This is a genomic window from Achromobacter sp. Root170 (assembly GCF_001428165.1).
Taxonomy (GTDB): Bacteria; Pseudomonadota; Gammaproteobacteria; order Burkholderiales; family Burkholderiaceae_B; genus Achromobacter; species Achromobacter mucicolens.
In genome coordinates this window covers 1-20,960 of sequence record NZ_LMHN01000018.1, presented here as the reverse complement: position 1 = coordinate 20,960, position 20,960 = coordinate 1, and the positions used below count along the sequence as shown (strand labels likewise).

Annotated in this window: 27 protein-coding genes; 8 read left to right on the top strand and 19 right to left on the bottom strand. The window is 63.1% G+C overall.

All coding sequences use genetic code 11. The annotated features are described in order from the left end of the window. Positions 1-4: 4 nt before the first annotated feature. The 4 genes from rplE to ASD87_RS23125 all read right to left on the bottom strand — a co-directional run bounded on the left by rplE (position 5) and on the right by ASD87_RS23125 (position 2,356). Positions 5-544: a 50S ribosomal protein L5 gene (gene rplE / locus ASD87_RS23140; RefSeq protein ID WP_006216529.1), complete on the bottom strand. Its 540-nt coding sequence runs from the start codon at positions 542-544 to the stop codon at positions 5-7. Between the two features lie 12 nt (positions 545-556). Next, on the bottom strand, positions 557-877 hold the full coding sequence (rplX, locus tag ASD87_RS23135) for a 50S ribosomal protein L24 (protein WP_008168975.1): 321 nt from the start codon (positions 875-877) through the stop codon (positions 557-559). Positions 878-888: 11 nt separating this feature from the next. Further along, positions 889-1,257, bottom strand: coding sequence for a 50S ribosomal protein L14 (gene rplN, locus ASD87_RS23130; protein ID WP_006216531.1), 369 nt, complete (start codon positions 1,255-1,257; stop codon positions 889-891). A gap of 343 nt (positions 1,258-1,600) precedes the next feature. After that, positions 1,601-2,356, bottom strand: a complete 756-nt coding sequence (locus ASD87_RS23125) for an aspartyl/asparaginyl beta-hydroxylase domain-containing protein (protein ID WP_235512797.1) — start codon at positions 2,354-2,356, stop codon at positions 1,601-1,603. Between the two features lie 203 nt (positions 2,357-2,559). Here ASD87_RS23125 and ASD87_RS23120 point away from each other — a divergent pair, with 203 nt between their 5' ends. Further along, positions 2,560-3,987 (top strand): NAD-dependent succinate-semialdehyde dehydrogenase, encoded by a 1,428-nt coding sequence (locus ASD87_RS23120; protein ID WP_056327056.1) that lies wholly within the window; start codon positions 2,560-2,562, stop codon positions 3,985-3,987. Between the two features lie 244 nt (positions 3,988-4,231). After that, a complete protein-coding gene (locus ASD87_RS23115) occupies positions 4,232-6,403 on the top strand; it encodes a metallophosphoesterase (protein ID WP_056327054.1) in 2,172 nt (723 codons plus the stop codon). A gap of 71 nt (positions 6,404-6,474) precedes the next feature. Here the strand turns inward: ASD87_RS23115 and ASD87_RS23110 are convergent, their stop codons facing one another. Beyond that, the gene (locus ASD87_RS23110; protein WP_056327052.1) at positions 6,475-7,449 is read right to left on the bottom strand and encodes a helix-turn-helix domain-containing protein; all 975 of its coding nucleotides are present in this window, start codon (positions 7,447-7,449) and stop codon (positions 6,475-6,477) included. Between the two features lie 157 nt (positions 7,450-7,606). On the opposite strand from ASD87_RS23110, the gene ASD87_RS23105 reads away from it, so the two are divergent. The 6 genes from ASD87_RS23105 to ASD87_RS23080 are packed head-to-tail and all read left to right on the top strand — an operon-like array spanning position 7,607 to position 13,303. Further along, entirely contained in the window at positions 7,607-8,500 is an 894-nt protein-coding gene (locus ASD87_RS23105) for an alpha/beta fold hydrolase (RefSeq protein ID WP_056327049.1), read from the top strand. A gap of 15 nt (positions 8,501-8,515) precedes the next feature. Beyond that, complete coding sequence (locus tag ASD87_RS23100; protein WP_056327047.1) at positions 8,516-9,688, top strand: substrate-binding domain-containing protein; 1,173 nt, start codon at positions 8,516-8,518, stop codon at positions 9,686-9,688. Between the two features lie 12 nt (positions 9,689-9,700). After that, the gene (locus ASD87_RS23095; RefSeq protein WP_056327045.1) at positions 9,701-10,468 is read left to right on the top strand and encodes an ABC transporter ATP-binding protein; all 768 of its coding nucleotides are present in this window, start codon (positions 9,701-9,703) and stop codon (positions 10,466-10,468) included. Then, on the top strand, positions 10,465-11,217 hold the full coding sequence (locus tag ASD87_RS23090) for an ABC transporter ATP-binding protein (RefSeq protein ID WP_056327043.1): 753 nt from the start codon (positions 10,465-10,467) through the stop codon (positions 11,215-11,217). Before ASD87_RS23095 ends, ASD87_RS23090 begins: the two co-directional genes overlap by 4 nt. Continuing rightward, entirely contained in the window at positions 11,214-12,224 is a 1,011-nt protein-coding gene (locus ASD87_RS23085; protein ID WP_056327041.1) for a branched-chain amino acid ABC transporter permease, read from the top strand. Before ASD87_RS23090 ends, ASD87_RS23085 begins: the two co-directional genes overlap by 4 nt. A gap of 11 nt (positions 12,225-12,235) precedes the next feature. Then, positions 12,236-13,303 (top strand): branched-chain amino acid ABC transporter permease, encoded by a 1,068-nt coding sequence (locus tag ASD87_RS23080; RefSeq protein WP_056327038.1) that lies wholly within the window; start codon positions 12,236-12,238, stop codon positions 13,301-13,303. Between the two features lie 93 nt (positions 13,304-13,396). Here the strand turns inward: ASD87_RS23080 and ASD87_RS23075 are convergent, their stop codons facing one another. The 14 genes from ASD87_RS23075 to tuf all read right to left on the bottom strand — a co-directional run bounded on the left by ASD87_RS23075 (position 13,397) and on the right by tuf (position 20,959). Beyond that, positions 13,397-13,951: a hypothetical protein gene (locus ASD87_RS23075; RefSeq protein WP_235512796.1), complete on the bottom strand. Its 555-nt coding sequence runs from the start codon at positions 13,949-13,951 to the stop codon at positions 13,397-13,399. A gap of 106 nt (positions 13,952-14,057) precedes the next feature. Further along, complete coding sequence (gene rpsQ / locus ASD87_RS23070; protein ID WP_006216549.1) at positions 14,058-14,339, bottom strand: 30S ribosomal protein S17; 282 nt, start codon at positions 14,337-14,339, stop codon at positions 14,058-14,060. A gap of 2 nt (positions 14,340-14,341) precedes the next feature. Next, on the bottom strand, positions 14,342-14,533 hold the full coding sequence (gene rpmC / locus ASD87_RS23065) for a 50S ribosomal protein L29 (RefSeq protein WP_003806912.1): 192 nt from the start codon (positions 14,531-14,533) through the stop codon (positions 14,342-14,344). 11 nt (positions 14,534-14,544) lie between these two features. Further along, complete coding sequence (gene rplP, locus ASD87_RS23060) at positions 14,545-14,961, bottom strand: 50S ribosomal protein L16 (RefSeq protein ID WP_006389610.1); 417 nt, start codon at positions 14,959-14,961, stop codon at positions 14,545-14,547. Between the two features lie 2 nt (positions 14,962-14,963). Further along, positions 14,964-15,755: a 30S ribosomal protein S3 gene (rpsC, locus tag ASD87_RS23055; RefSeq protein WP_008168950.1), complete on the bottom strand. Its 792-nt coding sequence runs from the start codon at positions 15,753-15,755 to the stop codon at positions 14,964-14,966. Positions 15,756-15,764: 9 nt separating this feature from the next. Beyond that, positions 15,765-16,094 carry a 50S ribosomal protein L22 gene (rplV, locus tag ASD87_RS23050; RefSeq protein WP_006227021.1) on the bottom strand — a complete coding sequence of 110 codons (330 nt, stop codon included), beginning with the start codon at positions 16,092-16,094 and terminating at the stop codon, positions 15,765-15,767. Positions 16,095-16,097: 3 nt separating this feature from the next. After that, complete coding sequence (rpsS, locus tag ASD87_RS23045) at positions 16,098-16,373, bottom strand: 30S ribosomal protein S19 (protein ID WP_006216555.1); 276 nt, start codon at positions 16,371-16,373, stop codon at positions 16,098-16,100. 12 nt (positions 16,374-16,385) lie between these two features. After that, a complete protein-coding gene (rplB, locus tag ASD87_RS23040) occupies positions 16,386-17,213 on the bottom strand; it encodes a 50S ribosomal protein L2 (RefSeq protein ID WP_056327037.1) in 828 nt (275 codons plus the stop codon). Then, positions 17,214-17,510 (bottom strand): 50S ribosomal protein L23, encoded by a 297-nt coding sequence (gene rplW, locus ASD87_RS23035; RefSeq protein WP_006216557.1) that lies wholly within the window; start codon positions 17,508-17,510, stop codon positions 17,214-17,216. Next, positions 17,507-18,127: a 50S ribosomal protein L4 gene (rplD, locus tag ASD87_RS23030; RefSeq protein WP_008168948.1), complete on the bottom strand. Its 621-nt coding sequence runs from the start codon at positions 18,125-18,127 to the stop codon at positions 17,507-17,509. The genes rplW and rplD overlap by 4 nt, the downstream gene beginning before the upstream one ends. Positions 18,128-18,131: 4 nt before the next feature. Then, positions 18,132-18,821, bottom strand: a complete 690-nt coding sequence (gene rplC / locus ASD87_RS23025; RefSeq protein WP_056327035.1) for a 50S ribosomal protein L3 — start codon at positions 18,819-18,821, stop codon at positions 18,132-18,134. A 417-nt stretch (positions 18,822-19,238) separates the two neighbouring features. Beyond that, positions 19,239-19,550 (bottom strand): 30S ribosomal protein S10, encoded by a 312-nt coding sequence (gene rpsJ / locus ASD87_RS23020; protein WP_003806903.1) that lies wholly within the window; start codon positions 19,548-19,550, stop codon positions 19,239-19,241. Positions 19,551-19,624: 74 nt separating this feature from the next. Next, positions 19,625-19,720, bottom strand: a complete 96-nt coding sequence (locus ASD87_RS26760) for a hypothetical protein (RefSeq protein WP_235512803.1) — start codon at positions 19,718-19,720, stop codon at positions 19,625-19,627. A 48-nt stretch (positions 19,721-19,768) separates the two neighbouring features. Then, positions 19,769-20,959, bottom strand: a complete 1,191-nt coding sequence (gene tuf / locus ASD87_RS23015; protein ID WP_056327033.1) for an elongation factor Tu — start codon at positions 20,957-20,959, stop codon at positions 19,769-19,771. Position 20,960 lies beyond the last annotated feature (1 nt).

Sequence of the window (20,960 nt, the reverse complement as noted above, 5' to 3'; positions counted from 1 at the left end):
CCCCTTAGTTACGGAACGGGAAGCTGAAGGCCGTCAACAGCGCCTTGGCTTCTTCGTCGGTCTTCGCGGAGGTGGTGATGCTGATGTTCAGCCCACGCAGCGCGTCGATCTTGTCGTACTCGATTTCGGGGAAAATGATTTGCTCTTTCACCCCGATGTTGTAGTTGCCACGGCCGTCGAACGCACGACCCGAGATACCGCGGAAGTCGCGCACGCGAGGCAGCGCAACCGCCACCAGGCGATCCAGGAATTCGTACATGCGTTGACCACGCAGCGTGACCATGCAACCAATCGGGTAGTTTTCGCGGATCTTGAAACCGGCGATAGCCTTCTTGGTCTTCGTCACGACAGGCTTCTGGCCGGCGATCTTGGTCAGATCCGACACAGCGTGTTCAATGACCTTCTTGTCGGAGACCGCTTCCGAGACACCCATGTTCAGGGTGATCTTGGTGATGCGCGGCACTTCCATGACGCTCTTGTAGCCAAACTTGGCCTGCAGGTCGCCAGCGACCTTGCTCTTGTAGAAATCTTGCAAACGAGACATGTCTATCGCCCCTTACGCCTTGGCGCCGACAACGGCACCATTGGAACGGAACACGCGGACCTTGCGACCTTCGACTTCTTGAACGCCCACGCGGTCGCCACGACCGGTTGCGGGGTTGAAGAGCGCCACATTCGAGATGTGGATCGGCATGGTCTTTTCGACAATCCCGCCCGGGTTGTTAGCCATCGGGTTGGCTTTCACGTGCTTCTTGGCAACGTTGACGCCTTCGACCAGGACGTGGTCGGCGCCAACGCGGGCCAGCACGGTACCGCGACGCTTCTTGTCGCGGCCGGTCAGGACGATGACTTCGTCGCCTTTACGAATGTTGTTCATCGTAGGGCTCCTTACAGCACTTCCGGGGCCAGCGACACGATCTTCATGAACTTCTCGGTACGCAGTTCACGCGTAACGGGTCCGAAGATGCGGGTGCCGATAGGCTCCAGCTTGGCGTTGAGCAACACGGCGGCATTGCCACCGAAACGAATCAGCGAACCGTCTTTACGGCGCACGCCCTTGGCGGTACGAACCACCACGGCATTGTAAATTTCGCCTTTCTTGACGCGTCCGCGCGGAGCCGCATCTTTAACGCTCACCTTGATGATGTCGCCGATACCGGCATAACGGCGCTTGGAGCCACCGAGCACCTTAATGCACATGACATGACGCGCACCAGTGTTATCGGCCACGTCCAGCGTGGTCTGCATTTGGATCATGATTTTTCCTGTTCCAACTTAACTGGAAATACGGTTTTCCCAACAAGGGAACACTGCAATTCCTGCCAGTTTTGGTCCCGTCAGGTCAGCCGCCCTGCTTTTATGTCGGCAAGTCCGTAACTACTTGGACCAGCAACCGGTTGGCAACGCAACGACCCTGGGTTGAAATCCTGCGGGTATTCCCCCCGACGCGCTCATCTAGCCTTCGGCTTCGATGAATCGACAATCTGGGAAAGCTGATAATTCTAACGTGGTTAATTTTTGAGCGCAAGCACTTTGTTGGGATTGCGCACAAAAGACCACGCCCCCTGTCAAGGGGGTCGGTTTGGCGGGCCATCCGCCCCTATTTCTGGCGGTAGTAGCCCTTCTCCCAGGCGTCATGATTTGCCTTGCCGCGACGGATTTCGTCCGTGAACGGCGCAGCCATGAGCACCAGGCGATTCAACCATTTTACAGGAGCGCGGCAAGGACGCTCGAAGTCGACGAAAAGCACCGCCCGCAGGCCGTCGGTGTCGTTGTGCACCTGATGGGGATACAGGTCGTCGAAGACGACAGCCTGGCCTTCGCGCCAGCTATAGCGTTCGCCGCCCACCTCGATCCAGCACTGCTCGGGCGGCTCGGGGACGATCAGGCCCAGGTGCAGGCGCAACACGCCGTTGTACGGCCCCGTGTGCAGCGGAATGCGCTTGCCGGCCTCGAGGATGGAGAAGAAGGCGGTGCGGATGCCCGGAATGTCCTGCAGCGCGCGGGCAGTATCCGGGCAGCGCGCAAGATTGCGTTCGGAGCGCAGGCCGTAGCCCATGAAGACGAAGGTCTTCCATTGGTCGTCGGACGTGATCATGCCCACGTCCGGTGAAATCTGATGGAAGGCAGGCAAGGCCTGGCGGTCGGCCAAGAGGCCGGTCAGTTCGGCGCGGATGGCGGGCGCCCGCGCTTCGAGGGCGGCAATCCAGGGGAACTGGCTGTTCTGGAATATGGGTTTGTCGCCCACCAGCGAGGCCTGCGCGATGCGCTGGCGCAGCCAGTCGATGAAACCGAAAAACACCCGGGAGTACAGGCTGGGATGGGTGGCCGGGCGCGCATCGACGGGTTGCACCATAGGTAGACGAAAAGACAGCCGAAGATTCCCTATTTTTGCCCCTGGCGACGCGCGCGCGCAAGCGTGCGATGAGCCCAATGGCCCCAAGCTCACATCGGGGATTGGCTCCGTTTGACCGGGACAAGCTGGTTTAGACTGCCGTGGGCAGCAGCAGCCGCTGCTCCTTTCCGCTACCCATTCCTATTTCGCAAGGAACGACAGGCATGTATGAACAGTTGGCGCTGTATATCGACGGCGAATTCGTCGCCGGCGAGGGCAGGCGCACCCAGGACGTCATCAACCCGGCCACGCTCGAGGTGCTCGGCCAGCTGCCCCACGCCACGCAAGCGGATCTGGATCGCGCCCTTGCCGCCGCCCAGCGCGCTTTCGAATCGTGGAAGAAATCCTCGCCCATGGACCGCTCGGCGATCCTGCGCAAGGTCGCCACGCTGTCGCGAGAGCGCGCCCAGGAGATCGGCCGCAACATGACGCTGGATCAGGGCAAGCCGCTGGCCGAAGCCGTCGGCGAAGTCACCTCCTGCGCCGAACACGCCGATTGGCACGCCGAGGAATGCCGGCGCATCTACGGCCGCGTTATCCAGCCGCGCAATCCCGACGTCCGCCAGATCGTGGTGCGCGAGCCCATCGGCGTCTGCGCCGCCTTCACGCCCTGGAACTTCCCGTACAACCAGGCCATCCGCAAGATCGCCGCCGCCATCGGCGCCGGCTGCACGGTCGTGCTCAAGGGACCCGAGGATTCGCCCAGCGCGGTCATGGCCATTGCGCGCATGTTCCACGACGCCGGTCTGCCCAAGGGCTGCCTGAACATCGTCTGGGGCGAGCCCGCCATGATCTCGGACTACCTGATCCGTTCGCCGATCGTGCGCAAGGTGTCGTTCACTGGCTCCGTGCCGGTGGGCAAGCAGCTTGCGGCGCTGGCCGGCGCGCACATGAAGCGCGTCACCATGGAACTGGGCGGCCATTCGCCCGTGCTGGTATTCGACGACGCGGACATCGACCGCGCGGCCGAGATGCTGGCCAAGTTCAAGGTGCGCAACGCCGGCCAGGTCTGCGTGTCGCCCACCCGCTTCTATGTGCAGGACGGCGCGTACGAGCAGTTTCTTGCACGGTTCTCGGAAGTGCTCAAGAACATCAAGGTGGGCGACGGCCTGGAAGCCGGCACCGAAATGGGGCCGCTCGCCCATGAGCGCCGCGTGCCCGCCATGAGCGCCTTCATCGACGACGCCAAGAAGCACGGCGCGAAGGTGGTGGTCGGCGGCGGTCCGCTGGATCGCAAGGGTTTCTTCTTTGCGCCCACCGTGGTCACGGACCTGCCCGACAACGCCATGCTGATGACCGAGGAGCCCTTCGGTCCGGTCGCACCCGTGGTTCGTTTCAGCGACACCGATGAGGTGCTGCGCCGCGCCAACAGCCTGCCGTTCGGCCTGTCTTCGTACGTGTTCACGAACTCGCTGAAGACCGCGACCAAGGTCTCCAACGGCCTGGAAGCCGGCATGGTCAACATCAACCACTTCGGCAGCGCCCTGGCCGAGACGCCCTTCGGCGGCATCAAGGACAGCGGCATCGGCAGCGAAGGCGGCACGGAAACCTTCGAAGGCTACCTGGTCACGAAGTTCATCACGCACGTCTGATCCTGCGACCGTCGCATCGCAAAGCCCCGCACGTCAGGTGCGGGGCTTTTTTTTGCCTGTCGCGTGACGCGGACCGGTTCGGCATTCATGACGCTGTCATGCGGGTCAGTGAGCATTGGGCCCGCTTACAAGTAGCTGACCCAAAAAACTGTCCCAGGCAGCTGACCAGCGGCTGCCGGCCCGGCATGGCCAACACCCCTGCCCGAACGCCGCCGCACCGAACTATCCAGGATATCCAAGCCCGATGACGCTTCGCCCTTACCGCCCCGTCCGCACCGCAGCCTCGCTGCTGCTCGTTGCCCTACTCGCCGCATGCGGCGGCGACAAGGACGACGACAACACGACGCCGCCCGTTGCCGAGACGCCGCCCCCGACCGAAACGCCCGCGCAGCCGCCCGCCCCCGTGCAGGTTGCATTCATGCCCGACATCCACTTCCATGACGTCTACGCGGACTTCAAGGATGGCTCGTTCCCCGGCATTCCGAACCCGAAGGCCGGCGACAACGCGACCATCCGCACGATGTACGCGCAACTGACGTCCACGCGTCTGTTCAACGAGAACTACTTTGCGTTCCTGGCCGCGCTGGACGATGCCGCAAAGCGCGGCGTGAAGTACATCGCGCTGCCGGGCGACTTCTCGGACGACGGCCAGCCTGTGCACATGCGCGGCCTGGTCAAGATCATGGATGACTATTCGAAGAAGCACGGCATCCAGTTCTTCGCCGCACCGGGCAACCACGATCCCAACCGCCCCTTCAACCAGCCGGCCGGCAAGAGCGACTATCTTGGCCTGGATCCCGTGACGGGCGCGATCGGTTTCTCGCAACCGATCTACAGCCGCGGCGCCAATGTGTGCAACACGGCCTACAGCGGCGACTGGACGCGGATTGGCAATACGTACTGCACCGAGGAAGTGCTGCACATGGGCTACTCGGGCATCACGGCCGCGCTCGAGCAGCACGGCTTCATGCCCCAGCCGCAGAACGTGTACTACGAGACGCCTTACAGCACCTACAAGTACGAAGACTACGACTACGCGACCGCGGCGGCGCAAGCCAACTGGATCAACCGCCAGTATGAGATCTGCGCCGAAGGCACGGGCGGCCCGAACAAGCCGCAGAACTACACGCTGTGCAAGATGGTGCCCGACACGTCCTACGTGGTCGAACCCGTCAAGGGCGTGTGGCTGGTGGGCCTGGACGCCAACGTCTATGTGCCCACGGGCCCGGGCGCAAACGACTTCACCGGTTCGGGCGACCAGGGCTACAACAAGATGCTGACCCACAAGGCCCACGTCATCAAGTGGCTGGCCGACGTGGTCGCGCGCGGCAAGGCGCAGGGCAAGCAGGTCATCGCCTTCAGCCACTTCCCGATGTCCGAGTTCTTCAATGGCGCGTCAGACGACATCGAGGCGCTGCTGGGCGCCAACAAGATGCAGATGATCCGCCGACCCGCGGAGAACACCACCCGCGCGCTGGCCGAGACCGGCTTGAAGGTGCACGTGGGCGGCCACATGCACTTCAATGACATGGCCTTGCGCAACTACGGCGGCGAACACGCGCTCTTCAACATCCAGGCGCCCTCCATGGCGGCCTACGTGCCCGCGTACAAACTCATGACGCTGCAGAGCGCCGACGAGATCGAAGTGCAGACCATCCGTCTGGACGAGGTGCCGCGCTTTGATGAACTGTTCGACCTCTACCGCGCCGAGAACGCCTACACCGTGCCGCCGCGCTGGGACGTGTCGATCCTGGACGCCAAGGACTACGGCGACTTCACGTATCGCTACATGAGCGAGCTGGTGCGCCTGCGTCTGCTCAACGACGACTGGCGCTGCGAAATGCGCGAACTGGTCAAGAGCCCGTTGACGGGCGCAGACCTGCTGGCGTTGTCCCAGCTGCAGACGACGGTGACGCTAAAGGAGCTGGCAAACACCGGCAACCAGAACAATCTGACGCCCGCGTTCTTCGCGTGCCTGTCTGATGGCGGCGGCAGCGGCGCTAGCAATGCGGCCTATGCCGCGGATGCTGCCAACGCCCAGACGCGCGCACAAGCCCTGGCCCAGGCCAACGGCATGCAGCTGTCGGACTTCGCGCAGTGGACGGCGCTGGAAATGGCAGGCGACTTCGTGCGCCTTGCCAATGCGGGCGACCTGGCGTTCACGGATATTCCGGCGCAGCGCGCCAGCCAGTACAAACTGCTGGCCCAGGCGCTTAATCAGACCAACGCCGCCGTGCAGATGAACGGCAACAACGTCAGCAACGCCAACACGCCGGCCGATCTGTTCAAGGCGCGCTTCAAGCCGTTGATGGCGATCATGCTGAAGCTCGCAAACGGCGCGCCGTCCGAGCACATCCGCCTGGACCTGACCACCAACAGCATCGTCAACCTGTCCAACCAGCCTTCGCCGTTCTAAGCGGGTTTACCTGCCCTGAATGGCCAACGGCCCGCTGATCCAGCGGGCCGTTGTGCATTGGCGATTCGTGCTCAATCCTGGGTGGCACGGCCGCCTGCCCGCAGATCCCGGGGCGTCACGCCAAAGCGCTGCTTGAACAGCCGGCTGAAATGCGAAGGGTGGGAAAATCCCACCTGATACGCCAGCTCGGCGATGCCGCGATGACGATGCCGCGCGTCCAGGAGCAGTTCGCGGCACCGGTCCAGCCGCTGCTCGAAGATGAATGACTCCACGGACAGTCCACCCGCGCGCAGGATGCGGTGCAGATAGGCGACGGAAACGCCGCAGCCCTGCGCCACCCGCGAGGGCGACAGATCAGGATCGGCGAGGTGCTGGCGGATGTAAGCCAGCACGCGCGCGCGATGCGCCACCGTGACGCTGCTGTCCGCCTCCGACACCTGCCCGTGTCCGGGCTGCACCAGAAAGAGCACGATGAGATCGATCAACCGCTCGCCCAGTTCGGCCGCTTCGGTATCGGACCAGCCTTCCATGCCCTTGAACAGGTGATCCATGTAGCCGGCCAGGAGCGCACCGCGCGGCGATCCGTCGTCGGTGCGCAGCTTGTAGAAGGCGCCGATGCGCGAATCCCGCTGCGACAACGCGCTACGGGGAAACGAGACGCTCAGGCTTCGATAGCCCGTCGCGCCGTTGGCGGTGGCCTGGTAGGGCAGGCTCTGGTTCATCAGGTACACGCAACCCGGTTCCACCTGGAATTCCCGGCCCTGCTGACGCACCGCCAGCGGACCGGCCAGCGGCAGGCCAAACGTGTAGAACTCCTGGTCCAGCCGCGACACATTGCCCGCGGTGCGTTCCAACCGCTGGCCCTGGTAATGCAGGTCGTTGAATTGCAGGCTGGCGCGGCGCGCGTAGCGGACGTGGCCCGCAAACTGACCGGCTTTGCCGCCGTGCACCTCGAACGGCCCGAAGGCATCGGCCAGCGCGGCGCGCCACTGATCGCGCCGGTCGGCGCCGGCGCTGGCCGAAATGGCGAATTCCGTATCTGGCATGGCACGTCTCCTGGTGCACGGGCGCGCAAATTGATCTTGCGTCTACATATTGTTGACTCACCCTGCTGTGGGGTGGACGGCGCATTGTGGGCGCGCGTGTCGCAAGTCTATATTCAGCCCGATAAGCACACAACCTGGCCAACCCGGGAGGAGACCCATGGACGAGGCAGGGACGGCAGGCGCGCCCCCCACGCCGGCGTCGCGCTATCTGCGCTGCGCGGGACGCGAGCTGCACTACACCGAATGGGGCCATGCCGATGCGCCCCCCATCATCATGTGGCACGGTCTGGCCCGCACGGGCCGCGACTTCGACGAACTGGCGCGGGCCCTTGCCGGCGACTACCGCGTCATCTGTCCCGATGCGATCGGCCGAGGCCTGTCGCAATGGAGTCCCGATCCGGTGGCCGAATATCGGCTCGACTTCTACGCCACGCTGGCACGCGCATTGGTGGACGGTCTGTCGCTCACGCATGTGCGCTGGGTGGGAACCTCCATGGGCGGCGCCACGGGCATGCACGCTGCGGCAACCACGTTGCGCGATCGCATTTCGCACCTGGTCGTCAACGACATCGGACCGGAACTGCCACAGCCAGCCATCGAGCGCATCCTGGCGTATGCCGGCAACCCGCCCGCCTTCGACACGGTGACGGAACTGGAAGCCTGGCTGCGCGCCGCCTACAAGCCCTACGGCTGGCAAAGCGACGAACAATGGCGCCGCATGACCGAGACCTCCGTGCGCCGTTTGCCTGATGGCAAGGTCACCGCCCACTACGACCCGGCCATCGTCGGCCAATTCAGCCATCATCCCCATGACTACGACCGGTGGGCGGGATACGACACGCTGCGCATGCCGACCCTGCTGCTGCGCGGCGCCGATTCGGACCTGCTGCTGCCGGAGGTCGCACACGCCATGACGCAGCGCGGTCCCCGCGCGCACCGCATCGACTTTCCCGGCTGCGGTCACGCCCCCGCCCTGAATGTGGCATCCCAGATAGACCCCATCCGCCAATTCCTCGCGACACCGGACGACACGGCCACGCGCGCCCACTGATACCAGGAGACTTCCATGAAACGCATTTTGCTCGCCGCAATGGCCAGCCTGTGCATGAGTTCCGCGCTGGCGGCAAAGGACTTCGTTGTCGCGCATGTCTATGACAAGACCGGCCCGCTGGAGGCCTACGCCAAGCAGACGCAGAACGGGCTGATGCTGGGACTTGAGTACGCCACGCAAGGCACCATGACTGTGGCCGGGCGCAAGATCCGCGTCATCGAGAAGGACAACCAGGGCAAGCCCGACGTCGCCCGCGCGCAGCTGGCGTCCGCCTATGCCGACGACAACGCCGACATCGCCGTGGGTCCCACGTCGTCAGGCGTGGCGCTGGCCATGCTGCCCATCGCCGAGGAATACGAAAAGATCCTGCTCGTGGAGCCGGCGGTGGCGGACTCGATCACCGGCGAAAAATGGAACAAGTACATCTTCCGCACCGGCCGCAATTCCTCGCAGGACGCCATCGCGAACGCCGTGGCATTCGACCAGGAAGGCACGTCGATCGCGATGCTGGCGCAGGACTACGCCTTTGGCCGCGACGGTGTGAAGGCATTCAAGGGCGCGCTCAAGAATGCCAAGATCGTGCACGAGGAATACCTGCCCGCCAACGCGACGGACTTCACCGCCGGCGCGCAGCGGCTGTTCGATGCGCTCAAGGACAAGCCCGGCCGCAAGATCATCTTCATCCTGTGGGCCGGCGCCGGCAACCCGTTCAAGATCGCCGATCTGGATCCCAAGCGTTACGGCATCGAGATCGCGACGGGCGGCAACACGCTGACGGCCATGACGCCGCTCAAGTCGCTGGCGGGCATGGAAGGCGCCACCTATTACTACTACGGCATCCCCAAGAACCCGGTCAACGACTGGCTGGTGGCCGAGCACCAGAAACGATTCGGCCAGCCGCCCGACTTCTTCACGGCCGGCGGCATGGCATCGGGCATCGCCATCGTTGCCGCCTTGAACAAGACGGGCGGCAAATCGGACACCGACACGCTGATCAAGGCGATGGAGGGCATGAGCTTTGACACGCCCAAGGGCAAGATGACCTTCCGGCCGGAGGACCATCAGGCCATGCAATCGATGTACCACTTCCGGATCAAGAACGACCCGTCGGTGCCGTGGGCGGTGCAGGACCTGGTCAAGGAAATCACGCCGGACCAGATGGCCGTTCCCATCCAGAACAAGCGCTGATGCCTCGCACTCATGCTTGAGACCCAATCGCTAACGGTGCGGTTCGGCGGCCACGTGGCGGTCAACGATGTCAGCTGCGCCTACGCGCCCGGCACCTTGACCGCCATCGTCGGCCCGAACGGCGCTGGCAAGACGACGTACTTCAACCTGATCTCGGGCCAGCTACGCGCCAGCGCCGGAACCGTGGCATTGAACGGACGAGATCTGACCACGCTGTCGGCTCCGGCGCGCATGCACGCGGGGCTGGGACGCGCGTTTCAGCTCACACAGCTCTTTCCTCGGCTGAGCGTTCACGAGAACGTGCGGCTGGCGCTGCAGTCGCGGCAGCAGGGCATGGGGTGGCGCCACATCCGGTTCTGGCGCACGTGGCGCGACGATCGCGGCCTCATGGATCGCGCCGACGCGCTGCTCGAGCGAACGCGGCTCGCGGCGCGCCGCGACCAACCCGCCGCCGACCTGCCGCATGGCGATCAGCGCAAGCTTGAAATCGCCATGCTCATCGCACTGGAACCGGCGGTGTTCATGTTCGACGAACCCACCGCCGGCATGAGCGTGGATGATGTGCCCATCGTGCTGGACCTCATCCGCGAACTGAAGGCTGACGCGTCCAAGACGATCCTGCTCGTCGAACACAAGATGGACGTCGTGCGCGAACTGGCCGACCGGATCGTCGTGCTGCACAACGGCCGGCTGATGGCCGATGGCGACCCGGCCACCGTGATCGCATCGCCGATCGTGCAGCAGGCCTACCTGGGCATCAGCGCGCCGGAGGCATCATGACCGTGCAGCCGCTTCTGGAACTGAAGGACGTCCATACGCACATCGGCGCGTATCACATCCTGCACGGCGTAAACCTGTCGGTGCCGGCGTCTGCCGTGACGATGCTGCTCGGGCGCAATGGCGCTGGCAAGACAACGACGCTGCGCACCATCATGGGACTGTGGCGCGCGACGCAGGGCCAGGTCTGCCTGGACGGCACACCAATCGGCGGTGCTGGCACGCGCACCTCTCCGCCCGACATGGCGCGCATGGGCATGGCGTACGTGCCCGAGAACATGGGCATTTTCGGCGACCTGTCCGTGAAGGAGAACATCCTTCTGGCCGCGCGCATGGCCAGGAATGCCGCGCAACTGGACACCGCGCGGCTGGAATGGATCTTCGGGTTCTTCCCCGCGCTCAAGAAGTTCTGGCTGCATCCCGCCGGCAAGCTGTCGGGCGGGCAAAAGCAGATGCTGGCAATGGCACGCGCGATCATCGAACCGCGGCGCCTGCTGCTGGTCGACGAACCCAGCAAGGGCCTGGCGCCGGCCATCATCCAGAACATGATCGACGCGTTCATCGAACTCAAGCAGTCCAGCACCACCATCCTGCTGGTCGAACAGAACTTCAACTTCGCCCGCCGCGTTGGTGACTTCGCGGCGATCATGGACAACGGCCAGGTCGTGCATGCGGGCACGATGGCCGAGTTGGCCGAGGACGAGGCGCTGCAGACGCGCCTCTTGGGCCTGTCATTGGGAAGCCATCAATGAGCACGCTGGACATCGAAGCTCCCCTGCCCCGCGCGCGCGCGGATCTCATGCCCGTGCTGCTGGTGCTGGCGCTGGCCGCGATCGCGCTGCCGCTGGTCGGGTCGTTTTCCACCTGGGTCACGCTCACCTTCGCCGGCCTGGCGATGGGCATGATCATCTTCATCGTGGCATCGGGCATGACGCTCGTCTTCGGGCTGATGGACGTGCTGAACTTCGGGCATGGCCTTTTCATCGCGATCGGCGCCTACATGGCGGCCACCGTGCTGGGCTCCATGGCGGACTGGACGCAGTCGGGCAGCCTCTGGACCAATCTGGCCGCGGTGCTGCCGGCCATGATCATGGGCATGCTGGTGGCGGGCGCGGTCGGCCTTGCCTTCGAGCGCGTAATCGTGCGCCCGGTTTACGGTCAGCACCTCAAGCAGATCCTCATCACCATGGGCGGCATGATCATCGGCGAAGAGATCATCAAGATGATGTGGGGACCGCAGGCGATCACGCTGCCCTTGCCGGAGTCGTTGCGTGGCGCATTTCTGCTGGGCGACGCCGCCATCGAGAAATACCGCGTCGTCGCGCTGGCGGTGGGCCTCATCGTGCTGGGCGGCATGCTGTGGGTGCTTAACCGCACCAAGCTTGGCCTGCTGATCCGTGCCGGCGTCGAGGACCGCGAAATGGTCGAAAGCCTGGGCTACCGGATCCGGCATCTGTTTGTCGGCGTGTTCGTCGCCGGGTCGATGCTGGCCGGCCTGGGCGGCGTGCTGTGGGGGATGTATCAGCAGTCGATCGTGCCGCAGCTGGGCGCACAGGTGAACGTGCTGATCTTCATCGTCATCATGATCGGCGGCCTGGGTTCCACCGTGGGTTGCCTGATCGGCGCATTGCTGGTCGGGTTGATGGCCAACTACACCGGCTTTCTGATGCCCAAGGCCGCCCTGTTCTCGAACATCGCGCTGATGGTCGCCATTCTGTTGTGGCGACCGCAAGGCGTGTATCCGGTCACCAACCGCTAGGAGCCGCCGACATGTCGTTTCGTCTGCTTTCCGGCGATCCGCCGCGCAGCGCGATCCTGGCGCTGCTGCTTGTTGCAATCGTGGCCGCGCTGGCCGCAGCGCCCTTCCTGTTCCCCGGCCCCAAGGCGTTGGCGGTCGCGGCAAAGGTCCTGGTCTTCATCGTCCTGGTTGCGAGCTACGACCTGTTATTGGGTTACACCGGCATCGTCAGCTTCGCGCACACCATGTTCTTCGGCATCGGCGCCTACGGCGTGGCGATTGCCAGCATCCGCATGGAACCGGGATGGACCGCGGTGCTTGCCGGCACCGCCGCCGGCCTGGCGGTGTCGCTCGCCTTCGCGTTGGTGATCGGTCTGGCCAGCCTGCGCGTGCGCGCCATCTTTTACGCGATGATCACACTGGCTGTTGCCGCGGCGTTTCAAACGCTGGTATCGCAGCTATCTGAACTGACGGGCGGCGAGGACGGCTTGAACTTCAAGGTCCCGCTGATGCTGCGGCCCGCGTTTCGCCCGTTGTCCGAGCCCCTGTTCGGCGTCACCGTGGACGGGCGGATCATCACCTACTACCTGATTGCAGCGGTCTGCGTGGTGCTGTTCGTGATGCTGCTGCGCATCGTGAACTCGCCCTTTGGCCGCGTGCTGCAAGCCATCCGCGAAAACCCCTTTCGCGCCGAGGCGATCGGCTATCGCACCGTGCTCTACCGCAGCCTCTCGAACCTGCTTGCGGCCGCGTTCGCGACGCTGGCCGGCGCGCTGTACGCGCTCTGGCTGCGCTACAACGGCCCTGATACGACGCTGTCGTTCGAGATCATGCTCAACATCCTGCTGATGGTGGTGATTGGCGGGATGGGCACGATGTACGGCGCGGTGGTCGGCGCCACCCTGTTCGTGTTCGCCCAGAGCTACCTGCAGGACGGCCTGCACGCCGTGCACGAGGTCGTCTCCGGCATCCCGCCGCTGGCGCTCTTGTTCGAGCCGGATCGCTGGCTGCTGTGGCTTGGGATTCTGTTCGTGCTGTCGGTGTACTACTTTCCGACCGGTGTCGCCGGAAGGCTCAGGGAGCTTGCAAGACGCACGTAGCGCGCAGGTGATCGCGCGCTTGCGGTACGACTTACTTGCGCGACCCGGGCGCTTGTCCCTGACCTAGGCGCTTGTCCTTGATCCAGGCCCAGGCTATTTGCCGCCCTGCCTCAGCGCATCTGCCTCCCGTCTCAGTCCGTCGACGCGCCGCTGCATGTCGTCGACGCTGCGCCGGGTTTCGCTGCGCTGCTGATCCAGTTGCGAACCCGAAGGCGCGGGCAGCAACTGCGGCACATTCATGGGACGCCCGGAAGTCAGGGGAATCATCGCGGGCGGATGGGAATCGGCGCCTGGCGGCGGCGCGTTCAGCACGCGTTCCAGAACCTTGAGCTGGTCGCGCTGCGCCTGCAGCGCGCGTTCCTGATCCAGCAAGGCCCGCTCACCAGGGTCATCGGAGCCAAAGATGGCAGCATGGTCGCGGGATCTGCCGTCCAGCTCCACCCGCGGATCCGGCCCGGCGTTCAGCAGCTGCTGGCCGAGCGTCGTCGCGTCCGTCGGCGATGGCGACGGCTTCGGAGACGGTGCCGGCCGCGGCAGGTCCGGCTGCACGGGCGCAGCGCGCTCCTGGGCCATCGCCGCGCCGGCGGTCATGACCATCCAGCACAGGGCCACACCGGCAAGCCGGGCTGATTTGCTGACGCTGAGCATGCTTACTTTCAGGTTTCCCAAGTGCAAGACATAAAAAAACGGCAAGGGTTTTGGCCCTTGCCGTTTTATATCAGAACGGCGAACCGTTCCGAAGTGCAGCTTTCACTTAGATGATACGTGCGGCTTCAACCAGACGCACCACACGCCACGACTTCGAGCGCGAGATGGGACGGCCTTCAGCGATTTCAACCGTATCGCCTTCGTTGTACTGGTTCGATTCATCGTGCGCCTTGTACTTCGCGGAACGCATGATGATCTTGCCGAAGATGGGGTGCTTGACGCGGCGCTCAACCAGAACGACGACAGTCTTGTCCATCTTGTTGCTGACGACCTTGCCAACCAGCGTGCGCTGGCGCTTGGCCACTTGGGTGTTTTGAGTTTCGCTCATCTTTATTTCCCTGCCTTCTCGGTCAGCAAGGTGCGGACGCGAGCGATGTCGCGGCGCACGTTGCGCAGCTGGCTGGTGTTGGCCAGTTGCTGCGTGGCTTTCTGCATGCGCAGACCGAATTGTGCCTTCAGCAGGCTTTCGAGCTCTTTGCCGAGCTCGGCGGCGTCTTTCGAACGGAGTTCGCTAGCTTTCATGTTAGTACTCCTTAAGCACCGATATGACGCGCGACGAACGTGGTCGAAATCGGCAGCTTGGCAGCGGCCAGGCGGAAAGCTTCACGCGCGAGCTCTTCGCTAACCCCTTCCATTTCGTAGAGCACCTTGCCGGGCTGGATTTCAGCAACCCAGTACTCCGGGTTGCCCTTACCGTTACCCATACGGACTTCGGCAGGCTTCTGCGAGATGGGCTTATCCGGGAAAATGCGAATCCAGATACGGCCGCCACGCTTGATGTGACGATTGATGGCGCGACGAGCAGCTTCGATCTGACGAGCGGTCAGACGGCCACGGCCGGTAGCCTTCAGGCCGAACTCGCCGAACGACACGTGGGTACCACGGGTCGCCAGACCGGTGTTGCGGCCCTTCTGCTCTTTGCGATACTTTCTGCGGGAGGGTTGCAGCATGGTTATTCTCCTTCAGGCGCCGGAGCAGCATCCGCCTTGCGGGGAGCGCGGCCACGACCACCCGGACGACCGGTGCGAGCACCGTCCGGACGATCGCCACGCGGAGCGCGGCGCGGACGACGTTCTTCTTCACGCGGGGCTGCGGTTTCCGGCGGCAATTCGCCGTTAGCCAGCATGTCGCCCTTGTAGACCCAGACCTTGATGCCGATCACGCCGTACGTGGTGTGGGCTTCGGAGGTGCCGTAGTCAATGTTGGCCTTGAGGGTGTGCAGCGGCACACGGCCTTCGCGATACCACTCGGTGCGAGCAATTTCGATACCGTTCAGACGGCCCGAGCTCATGATCTTGATGCCTTGGGCACCCAGACGCATGGCGTTCTGCATCGCGCGCTTCATGGCGCGGCGGAACATGATGCGCTTCTCGAGCTGTTGCGAGATCGAGTCGGCGATCAGTTGAGCATCGGTTTCCGGCTTGCGGATTTCTTCGATGTTGACGTGCACGGGCACGCCCATCAGACGCTGCAGATCAGCCTTCAGGCTTTCGATGTCTTCGCCGCGCTTGCCGATCACCACGCCCGGACGAGCCGAGTAGACGGTGATGCGGGCATTCTTGGCGGGACGCTCGATGATCACGCGACCAACGGAGGCGCTCTTGAGCTTCTTCTTCAGGTACTCGCGAACGCGAATGTCTTCGGCCAGCATCGAGCCGAAGGCCTTGTCGTCGGCGAACCAACGCGAGGACCAATTACGGGTGACCGCGAGACGGAACCCAGTGGGGTGAATTTTCTGACCCATCGTGACTCCTTAAGCTCCGACCTTGACCGTGATGTGGCAGGTCTGCTTCTCGATACGGTTGCCGCGGCCCTTGGCGCGAGCGGAGAAGCGCTTCATCGACTGAGCCTTGTCCACAAAAATCGTGGTGACTTTCAGTTCGTCGATGTCGGCGCCGTCGTTGTGCTCGGCGTTGGCGATGGCGGACTCGACAGCCTTCTTCAGGATGACGGCAGCCTTCTTCGGCGAGAAGGTGAGGATTTCCAGGGCACGGCCGACCTTCTGGCCACGGATCAGGTCCGCAACCAAACGGGTCTTCTGTGCGGAGATGTGAACCCCACGGATAATGGCAGTAGTTTCCATCGCTTACCTCTTCGCCTTCTTGTCCGCGGCGTGACCCTTGAACGTACGGGTCAGCGCGAACTCGCCCAGCTTGTGACCGACCATGTTCTCGTTGATGTACACGGGAACATGCTGCTTGCCGTTGTGCACAGCGATCGTCAGACCGATGAACTCGGGCAGGATCGTGGAACGACGCGACCAGGTCTTGATCGGCTTCTTGTCTTTGCCCGCGACGGCCGTGTCCACCTTTTTGATCAGGTGAGCATCGACAAACGGGCCTTTCTTGATCGAACGTGACATAGTGTTCGCCTCTTACTTGCGCTTGCGCCGTTGGACGATCATATTGTTCGTCCGCTTGTTGCGACGGGTCTTGTAACCCTTCGACGGAGTGCCCCACGGGCTGACCGGCTCGCGTGCTTCACCGGTACGGCCTTCACCGCCACCGTGCGGGTGATCCACCGGGTTCATGGCAACGCCACGAACGGTCGGGCGGACACCGCGCCAACGCATTGCACCGGCCTTGCCGATTTGGCGCAGGCTGTGTTCTTCGTTACCGACTTCACCGATGGTGGCGCGGCATTCGATGTGCACACGGCGGACTTCACCCGAGCGCAGACGCACCTGAGCGTAGATGCCTTCGCGAGCCAGCAGGACGGCGGAAGCGCCGGCCGAGCGGACCATCTGGGCACCCTTGCCGGGGAGCATTTCGACGCAGTGGATCGTCGTACCGACCGGGATATTGCGGATCGGCAGCGTGTTGCCAGCGCGGATCGGAGCATCGGTGCCCGACAGCACGGTTGCACCGACTTCCAGGCCACGGGGAGCGATGATGTAACGACGTTCGCCGTCGGCGTAGCACAGCAGTGCGATGTGCGCCGTACGGTTGGGGTCATATTCCAGACGCTCGACCTTTGCCGGGATGCCGTCCTTATCGCGACGGAAGTCGACGATACGGTAGTGCTGCTTGTGACCACCGCCACGATGACGGATCGTGATGTGACCGTTGTTGTTACGGCCAGAACCACGGGTCTTCTTTTCGAGCAGCGGCGCGTAGGGCTCACCCTTGTGCAGGTTCGGGCTGACAACCTTCACCATGCCACGGCGGCCAGCCGAAGTCGGCTTAACTTTTACGAGGGCCATTTACTTCACCTCCGCAAAGTCGATTTCCTGGCCGTCCTTGAGCGAGACGTAGGCCTTGCGCTCATTGCGGCGGCGGCCAACGAATCGGCCAAAGCGCTTGACTTTGCCCTTACGGTTGAGGACCTGCACGGACTCGACCTGCACCTTGAAGAGCAGTTCGACGGCAGCCTTGATTTCCGGCTTGGTAGCGTCAGCCACGACACGGAAAGCGACTTGCTGATTCTTCTCAGCGACGAACGTGGCCTTTTCGGTCACGATCGGAGCCAGAATGACTTGCATCAAGCGTTCAGCGTTCATCCCAGCATCTCCTCGAGTTGAGCGATGGCCGGCTTGGTGATCAGCACTTTCTTGTAGTGGACCAGCGACAACGGATCGGCATAACGGGGCTCGACAACGGCAACGTGCGGCAGGTTGCGGGTGGCGAGGTAAACATTTTCATCGACGCTGTCGGTGATGATCAGGACCGAGTCCAGACCCAGGCTCTTCAGCTTTGCAGCGGCTGCCTTGGTCTTGGGCGATTCCAGATCAAACGATTCAACGACGGCGATGCGGTCTTCGCGAGCGAGCTGCGACAGGATCGAACGGATCCCGGCGCGGTACATCTTCTTGTTGACCTTCTGGCTGAAGTTCTCTTCGGGCGAGTTCGGGAAAGTCCGACCACCGCCACGCCACAGCGGCGACGAAGTCATACCGGCGCGAGCGCGGCCGGTACCCTTTTGACGCCAGGGCTTCTTGGTGGAGTGCTTGACTTCCGTACGGTCCTTCTGAGCACGATTGCCGGAGCGCGCGTTGGCTTGGAAAGCCACGACGATCTGGTGAATCAGCGCTTCGTTGAAGTCACGGCCGAAGATCGTGTCGGGCGCGCTGAACGTAGCAGCGGCCTGACCTTGGTCGTTCAGGAGCTTGAGATCCATTTACTTACGCTCCCTTCTTGGCCGGGGCCTTGATGGCCGGGCGCACAACGATGTCGGCGCCAGCGTGGCCGGGGACAGCGCCCTTGACCAGCAGCAGGCCGCGCTCAACGTCAACGCGAACGACGTCGAGGTTTTGAACGGTGCGGGTGACGTCACCCAGGTGACCAGCCATGCGCTTACCCGGGAAAATACGACCCGGATCCTGAGCTTGACCAATCGAGCCGGGAACGCGGTGCGAACGGGAGTTACCGTGCGACGCGCGCTGCGAACCGAAGTTGTGACGCTTGATGGTACCGGCAAAGCCCTTACCAATGGTCGTGCCCGTGACGTCGACCTGTTGGCCGGCTTCGAACACGGATTCCACGGCGATCACGGAACCGGCCGAAAATTCAGCGGCGCGAGCGGGATCAAGGCGGAATTCTTTGAGGATGCTACCGGCTTCAGCGCCGGCTTTGGCGTAGTGGCCCGTTTGCGGCTGAGCCACACGCGAGGCACGACGAGTGCCATAAGCCACCTGGATAGCGGCGTAGCCGTCGGTTTCCAGCGACTTAACTTGGGTCACGCGGTTGTTGGACACGTCCAGCACGGTCACCGGGATGGATTCACCTTCCTCGGTAAAAATGCGGGTCATGCCGACCTTGCGACCCACCAGCCCCAGCCGGTGAGCGGCGGGCGTGGGTGTCGAATTCGACATCGTTTTCTCCATTCCCGACTGCGATTGGTCGGGGCTAATCAGGCAAAAGGTAACGGCCTTTGCCCTACGACTATGTTCAACCTGGACTTGGCGCGCCGACCTCGAACTGCAGGGCGGTTTTCGCTTTATCCATAGTTAGACTTGCCACAAAATGGCAAGCTTCGCATATTAGCATGTTTTTTCTAAGCGGCACAAGCACTTAGCGGATTCAAGGCATGCGGCGGTGGGCATTTTCGCCACGGTTTGCGTGCCCGGATCTGCGGCCAGATACGCGCATGGCCTGATGGCGCACATTGCACGAGAGTGAGCGCCTGCTCACCTCTGTCACAGCAGCCGCAAAACAAAATGGCCGCAATCCCGAGGGAGTGCGGCCATTCTTGACGAACCTGCCGGCGAAGGTAGCAGGCTCGGAGCGTCTTACTGCAACGCGATTTCGACGTCGACGCCGGCCGGCAGGTCCAGACGCATCAGGGCGTCAACGGTCTTGTCGGTGGGATCAACGATGTCCATCAGGCGCTGATGGGTACGGATTTCGAACTGGTCACGCGACGTCTTGTTGACGTGCGGCGAACGCAGGACGTCATAGCGACGGATACGCGTGGGCAGCGGCACCGGACCGCGGACGACAGCGCCCGTGCGCTTGGCGGTGTCGACGATTTCGGCGGCCGATTGATCGATCAGCTTGTAATCGAAGGCTTTCAAGCGGATGCGGATCTTTTGGTTTTTCATGGCGTTTCCTAAAGAACGAGATGCGAGGGCGGGATCACGCCCTCGCTGGTTGGGTGCTGCTTAGTAGATCCGAATTACTTCAGGATCTTGGCGACGACGCCGGCGCCGACGGTACGACCGCCTTCACGGATGGCGAAACGCAGACCTTCTTCCATGGCGATCGGGGCCAGCAGATACCGCCGTCAAGGTCACCAATCTGAATGGCAGCGGGGCGCAGNTTACTTCAGGATCTTGGCGACGACGCCGGCGCCGACGGTACGACCGCCTTCACGGATGGCGAAACGCAGACCTTCTTCCATGGCGATCGGGGCCAGCAGCTTGACGGTCATCGTCACGTTGTCGCCCGGCAGAACCATTTCCTTGTCGGCCGGCAGGTCGATCGTGCCCGTCACGTCCGTCGTGCGGAAGTAGAACTGGGGACGGTAGCCGTTGAAGAACGGGGTGTGGCGGCCGCCTTCTTCCTTGGACAGGATGTACACCTCGGACGTGAAGTCCGTGTGCGGGGTGATCGARCCCGGCTTGGCCAGCACTTGGCCGCGCTGGACGTCTTCACGCTTGGTGCCGCGCAGCAGGATGCCCACGTTGTCGCCAGCTTGACCTTGGTCCAGCAGCTTGCGGAACATTTCCACGCCCGTGCAGGTCGTCTTGACCGTCGGAACGATACCGACGATTTCGATTTCTTCGCCGACCTTGATGATGCCGCGTTCGATACGGCCGGTCACCACGGTACCGCGACCCGAGATCGAGAACACGTCTTCAACCGGCATCAGGAACGCGCCGTCGATGGCACGCTCAGGCGTCGGGATGTACGAATCCAGCGCGGCAGCCAGGGCCAGGATGGCCTGTTCGCCCAGTTCGCCCTTGTCGCCTTCCAGCGCCAGCTTGGCCGAACCCTTGACGATCGGGGTGTCGTCGCCCGGGAAGTCGTACTTGGACAGCAGTTCGCGAACTTCCATTTCCACCAGCTCGAGCAGCTCGGCGTCGTCAACCATGTCAGCCTTGTTCAGGAAGACGATGATGTACGGCACGCCAACCTGGCGGCTCAGCAGGATRTGYTCRCGCGTTTGCGGCATSGGRCCGTCAGCGGCCGACACGACCAGGATCGCGCCGTCCATCTGGGCAGCGCCCGTGATCATGTTCTTGACGTAGTCGGCGTGGCCCGGGCAGTCAACGTGCGCGTAGTGACGCGWTTCCGTTTCGTACTCGACGTGAGCCGTGTTGATGGTAATGCCGCGTGCCTTTTCTTCAGGAGCTGCATCGATCTGGTCGTAGCCCTTGGCTTCGCCGCCGAACTTGGTCGACAGAACGGTCGTGATCGCCGCCGTCAACGTCGTTTTGCCGTGGTCAACGTGACCAATCGTACCCACGTTCACGTGCGGCTTGGTACGTTCAAACTTGCCTTTTGCCATG